Source organism: Nocardia sp. NPDC004718 (genome assembly GCF_053601535.1).
This window is the reverse complement of the sequence record NZ_JBSGCA010000113.1, coordinates 1-5,945: the sequence shown is the minus strand read 5'-3', so window position 1 is coordinate 5,945 and position 5,945 is coordinate 1. Positions and strand designations below refer to the sequence as shown.

Below are 5,945 nucleotides of genomic sequence, written 5' to 3'. Positions count from 1 at the left end.
GCCGGTCGCACCGGCCAAGTAGGTAGTGAGGAGGAACCCGACGACGTTCGTCGGGGGACGACAGACCCCGCCCGGCCCTCGTGCCGGGCGGGGTCTTCCTGGTGCTCAGGCGGGAGGGGCGGACAGCAACCGGGTCCGCCGGGTCAGGGTCGCTCCGATGCCGTCGGCGGCCGCGCGAACCGATGCCGCGTGGGTCTCGGGATGGAACCGATGGGACGGGCCCGCCACGCTGATCGCGGCAACCACCTCGTCCGCCTCGCGAACGGGTGCAGCCACGCAGACGATACCGGGAGCGGATTCCTCGAATTCGAAGGCCACTCCGTCGGCGGCAATCCGATCCAGCTGGGTGCGCAATGTGCCCGGTAGGGCCATCGTCCGGGGGGTGTAGCGGCGAAGCGGCCCGGCCAGCACCTGCTCACGAAGCGCCGCGTCGGCGTTGGCCAGTAATACTTTGCCGATGGCCGTGCAGTGCACCGGCATACGGCCCCCGATCCGCGACGGGGCGCTGGCCTGCCTGCGTCCGCCGATCTTCGTCAGGTACACGACATCCGTGCCGTCGAGAATGCCCAGATGCACGGTCTCGTGGATACGCGCGTTGAGTTCCTCCAGGAATGGAATGGACACTTCGAGCAGACTCCGCTCGACCGATGCGCGCATCCCGAGCTCGAACACATAGCTTCCGAGCCGATACCCGGCGTCGGTCCGGTCCAGTAGTCGGACCGCCACCATATCGGCGAGGACCCGGTGCAGAGTGCCCTTCGGAATGCCGGTCCGCCGTCCCAGCTCGGCCAGGCTCAACGCGGTGTCGTCGATCGAGAAGGCCTCGAGCACGGCCATGATCTTGCCGAGCACGGTCGAACCGTCTATCGCACGACCAGCGAACGCGGATGACACGGTCGACCTCCAACCTCCGGACCCGCTCACTCTACCGCGGCAGCGTTCGGCTCAGTGGAACGCAATGCTGGCGGATGCGTCCCACCTGCGGCGACAGTGAGAGCACTGTTTCACCTCCGCACGAGATCCGGGACTTCCGATGCCAACACCCCCAGGCCTTGACCGACGCTCCGTGGCTGCCGACGCTGCCACGATCGCCGCCGCCGACCTGCTCAGCGCGGCTGCCCGCTCCGGCACCCCGTGCGCACCGGTGCGCGATCTGATCGGTGCCGACGACGTGACCGCCGCGTACGCGGTGCAGGAACTGCTGACCGCCGAGCGCATCGCGGCGGGCGCCGAGGTGGTCGGCCGCAAGATCGGCTTGACCTCACCGGCGGTGCAGCGGCAGCTCGGTGTCGATCAACCGGACTTCGGAGTGTTGTTCGACGACATGTACTACGGGCAGGACACACCCGTGCCACTGAGCCGGTTGTTGCAGCCGAAGGTCGAAGCCGAGATCGCGTTCGTGCTCGGCGCGGACCTGGCGGAGGGGCCGCTCGATGACGAGCAGGTCCGCGGCGCGGTCGACTACGCCGTGGCCGCGCTCGAGATCGTCGACAGCCGCATCGACGGTTGGGACATCACCTTCGGTGACACCGTCGCCGACAACGCTTCGAGCGGTTTGTACGTGCTCGGCGACGAACGCCGCACCCTCGATTCCTTCGAGCCCGTCACGGCACAGATGCGGATGTCGATCGACGGTGTCGAGGTGTCGACGGGAAACGGCGCGGCTTGCCTCGGCGATCCGCTGCACGCACTGGCCTGGCTGGCGCGGACCACTCGCGAGTTCGGCCGGCCACTGCGCGCCGGGCAGACAGTGCTGTCCGGAGCGCTCGGACCGATGGCGCCGATCGAGGCCCCTGGAATCGTCACCGCGGACATCACCGGTCTCGGATCGGTGACCGCGACCTTCATTCGGGAGTGAAACCATGAACGACAGCAAGCTCAAAGTCGCGGTGATCGGATCGGGCAATATCGGCACCGATCTGATGATCAAAGTGATCCGGCACTCGACCGTCCTGGAGATGGGCGCGATGGTCGGCATCGACCCGGAATCCGACGGTCTGGCCCGCGCGCGCAGACTCGGCGTGCCCACCACGTCCGACGGCGTGCAAGGCCTGCTGAAACTGCCGAACTTCGACGAGATCGACGTGGTCTTCGACGCGACTTCCGCCAAAGCCCACGCCGCCCACGCCGCGGTGCTCGAACCGCTCGGCAAACGCCTGATCGATCTGACACCCGCCGCGCTCGGACCGTTCGTCGTCCCGGCGGTGAACTTGGACGAGCATCGCCACGCCCCCAACGTCAACATGGTGACCTGCGGCGGACAGGCCACCATTCCGATCGTCGCCGCCATCTCGCGCGTGGCGCCGGTCGCCTACGCCGAGATCGTCGCGTCCATCGCCTCGAAGTCGGCGGGACCGGGCACGCGGGCGAATATCGACGAGTTCACCGAAACAACCGCGCACGCGATCCGAACGGTCGGCGGCGCGCGGCGCGGGAAAGCCATCATCATCCTCAATCCGGCGGACCCGCCGCTGATCATGCGCGACACGGTGCTGTGCCTGGTCACCGCGCCGGATCCCGGCACCCACGCGGCGATTCGCGAATCGGTGCAGCAGATGATCGCGCACGTGGCCACCTACGTCCCCGGCTACCGCCTCAAGCAGCAAGTCCAGATCACCGCCGTCCCGCAGGACCAACCGGTGCACACCCTGCTCGGCCCGGACACGGCGACCGCGCCCACCCATCAGGTGACGGTGTTCCTCGAGGTCGAAGGCGCCGCCCACTACCTCCCGGCGTACGCGGGAAATCTGGACATCATGACCTCGGCGGCCGTGCGCTACGCCGAATCCATCGCCGACACGATCGCCGCGGCACCAGCGGGACAGGAAGCGCTCCGATGACCACCACCCAACTGTTCATCCAAGACGTCACACTCCGCGACGGCATGCACGCGGTGCGCCACCGCATCACTCCGGACGACGTCGGCCGGATCGTGGCGGCGCTCGACGCGGCCGGTGTCGACGGCATCGAAGTAGCCCACGGCGACGGTCTCGCCGGAGGCAGCCTGAACTACGGCCCGGGAAGCAACACCGACTGGGAATGGATCGAAGCCGCCGCGGACAATCTCACCCACGCCCGGCTGACCTCGCTGCTGCTGCCCGGCATCGGCACCATCGAAGAACTGAAGCACGCTTACCGGCTCGGTGTGCGCTCGGTGCGCGTAGCCACCCACTGCACCGAGGCCGACGTGTCCGCTCAGCACATCGCCACCGCACGGGAACTCGGGATGGACGTCTCCGGATTCCTGATGATGTCGCACATGGCCGAACCGGCTCGCCTGGCCGAACAGGCGAAACTGATGGAATCGTATGGGGCGCACTGCGTCTACGTCACCGATTCCGGCGGCCGGTTGACCATGAACGGAGTCCGTGACCGGGTCCGCGCCTATCGCGAGGTGCTGGACCCCGGGACCGAGATCGGGATACACGCGCACGAGAATCTCTCGCTGTCGGTGGCCAATTCCGTCGTGGCGGTGGAAGAAGGCGTCACCCGGGTCGACGCCTCGCTCGCCGGGCACGGCGCCGGAGCGGGCAACTGCCCGATCGAGCCTTTCGTCGCCGTCGCCGACCTGCACGGTTGGAAGCACAACTGCGATCTGTTCGCGCTACAGGACGCCGCCGACGACTTGGTGCGGCCCCTGCAGGATCGCCCGGTCCGCGTGGACCGCGAAACACTCACGCTCGGCTACGCCGGGGTCTACTCGTCCTTCCTGCGGCACGCCGAAACCGCTTCGCGGCGTTACGGCATCGACGTGCGCACGATCCTGCTCGAGGTGGGCCGTCGTGGTTTGGTCGGCGGGCAGGAGGACCTCATCGTCGACATCGCGCTCGACTTGGTCGCCGAATCCTCCGGTGCCACCGCCTGAACGGCATCGAGCTCGCCGACGGTGATCTTCCACCGTCGGCACCTCCGACTCGTGGTCATCCGCGACGACGGGGCTCTCACCCCGCTTCCCGGTGCGCCGTACCGGGCTCCCGAATGCACCGTCCCCGGCCGAGTCGCTCGTCGCCGGCCGCGAGAGGCCCTCACACGGTTGCGTTGTGTGCGTGCGAGACTCGGGGCGATGCTCACTTACTTTCAAGCGACAGTCATCGGGGCGGTGCAAGGTGTCACCGAACTGTTCCCGATTTCCAGCCTGGGGCACTCCGTGTTGGTCGCGGCATGGCTCGGAGGCGATTGGGAGAAGTTGACCGGCGAGGGCGAATCCGGTGCGGGCACACCGTATCTAGCGTTCGTGGTGGCGCTGCACGTGGCGACGGCGCTGGCGCTGCTCGGCTACTACTGGCGCGACTGGTGCGTCATCGTGGCGGGCCTTTTCACCACGCTGCGCACCGGTCGCCTCGACACCATTCCCCAGCGGCTTGCCTGGTTGATCGTCGTCGCCACCATTCCGGTCGGCGTGCTCGGCTTCCTGCTGGAACATCCGCTGCACGCGCTGTTCGGCACGCCTTTCTACGCCGGTATCTTTCTCGCGCTCAACGGCATCGTGCTGATCGTCGGTGAGGGATTGCGCCGGCGGAACGAGCCGTCGCTGGCAGAATACGGGCGGCGGTTCGCTCGGCGGGAAGCCCGCAGAGGCACCCGCACGGCCGAGGCGGAGACTCGGCGCCAATCCGACCGGCCGCTGGCCGCCCTCGGGACAGCGGACGCTCTCGGCATCGGCTTCGCTCAGGTCGGCGCGCTGCTGACCGGCTTCAGCCGGGCGGGCCTGACCATGGTCGGTGGCCTGTCGCGAGGTCTCGCGCACGAGCACGCGGCGAAATTCGCCTTCCTGCTGGCCACTCCGGCGATCCTCGGCGCGGGAGTCCTGGAGCTACCGGAACTGGTCGGCCCGCAAACCGAAGGCATCCGTGGACCGGTGTTGTTCGGAGCCATCGTCTCCGGGGTGTCGTCGTGGCTGGCAGTACGGTTCCTGGAGCGCTACTTCCAGACCCGGACCCTGCTGCCGTTCGCCATGTACTGCGTCGTCGCAGGCACCCTCTCGGTCGTCCACTTCAGTTGAGGTCTGCTCGGCGAAGTCGCCGATCCGGCTGCGGCGCGGCCGGAAGGATCAACCGGTCACGCATTCGTCGGCCAGCACCTCCTCGTCGGTGTCCAGGACGACCGCCGCGCCGACCATACCGGCGGCGACCAGTTCGATGACAACAGCCGAGGATGCCGGTTCGCCGCGGTAGGGGATCTCGGACTCGTAGGTGAGTTCGTCCCGGTCGCGCAGTTGCGCGGCGGCGATGGCGAGATCGTCGTAGCTGAGCGTCTGCTCCCCGACGAAGGCTGCGTCGGTGCCGGTCAGCGCGCGGGTGCGGTGTGCGTAGGTGACCGGGCGGGGTGATTCGGCGGCGATCTCGGCGATGACGGCGGGGTCGTCGAGGGCGAGCCAGTCGAGGGTGCCGGTGGGTGGATCGCCGAGGGTGAGGCCGACTTTGGTGTGGAGGTCGTCGGGCAGTGCGGTGTCGAGGGTGTCTACGGGGACGACGGCGGCGCCTGTTTTGAGCACGGCCCAGGTCGCGATGACCGCTTCCATGCCGCGATCCAAGCGCAGTGCCACGCCCGCGCCGGGAGCACAGCCGCGCGCGATGAGTACCCGCGCCAGACGCGACGAGCGGGTCTCCAGATCGTGGTAGGACAGCTCGTCGTCGCCGGACAGGATGGCGGGGGCGTCCGGATCGTCCTCGACAGCGGCCACGAGTGTTTGGGCGAGTGTGGTGCCCGCGGTCGCCGCCGAGTTCGGCGGCGGGGTGGGAACGCCTCTGGCCGTGCCCATTTCCCGTTCGGTTCGGTCGAGGATGTCGATGTCGCCGATGGGGGTGTGGGGGTTGGTGGCGATGGTGGTGAGGATGCGTTCGAGGCGGTGGCCGAGGGTGTGGATGGTGGTTTCGTCGAACAGGTCGGTGGCGTAGGTGAAGATGGTGTCGAGTTCGGCGGGGGTGCCGTCGTCGTGGTGGTGG

The 5,945-nt window shown here is 68.2% G+C and carries 6 protein-coding genes; 4 read left to right on the top strand and 2 right to left on the bottom strand.

Translation table 11 applies throughout. The features are described from left to right. Window positions 1-105 precede the first annotated feature (105 nt). Window positions 106-837, bottom strand: coding sequence for an IclR family transcriptional regulator (locus ACWEH3_RS35520; RefSeq protein WP_450026656.1), 732 nt, complete (start codon window positions 835-837; stop codon window positions 106-108). Between the two features lie 196 nt (window positions 838-1,033). On the opposite strand from ACWEH3_RS35520, the gene ACWEH3_RS35515 reads away from it, so the two are divergent. From ACWEH3_RS35515 to ACWEH3_RS35500, 4 genes are all read left to right on the top strand, one after another. After that, window positions 1,034-1,858, top strand: coding sequence for a 2-keto-4-pentenoate hydratase (locus ACWEH3_RS35515; RefSeq protein WP_450026654.1), 825 nt, complete (start codon window positions 1,034-1,036; stop codon window positions 1,856-1,858). A gap of 4 nt (window positions 1,859-1,862) precedes the next feature. Further along, on the top strand, window positions 1,863-2,840 hold the full coding sequence (locus ACWEH3_RS35510) for an acetaldehyde dehydrogenase (acetylating) (protein ID WP_450026652.1): 978 nt from the start codon (window positions 1,863-1,865) through the stop codon (window positions 2,838-2,840). Further along, entirely contained in the window at window positions 2,837-3,865 is a 1,029-nt protein-coding gene (gene dmpG / locus ACWEH3_RS35505; protein ID WP_450026650.1) for a 4-hydroxy-2-oxovalerate aldolase, read from the top strand. The genes ACWEH3_RS35510 and dmpG overlap by 4 nt, the downstream gene beginning before the upstream one ends. 198 nt (window positions 3,866-4,063) lie before the next feature. Then, window positions 4,064-5,002 carry an undecaprenyl-diphosphate phosphatase gene (locus ACWEH3_RS35500; RefSeq protein ID WP_450026648.1) on the top strand — a complete coding sequence of 313 codons (939 nt, stop codon included), beginning with the start codon at window positions 4,064-4,066 and terminating at the stop codon, window positions 5,000-5,002. 48 nt (window positions 5,003-5,050) lie between these two features. On the opposite strand, the gene ACWEH3_RS35495 is transcribed toward ACWEH3_RS35500, so the two are convergent. After that, window positions 5,051-5,945, bottom strand: an 895-nt coding sequence (locus ACWEH3_RS35495; RefSeq protein WP_452358493.1) for an AMP-binding protein, incomplete at its 5' end; no start/stop codon positions are given.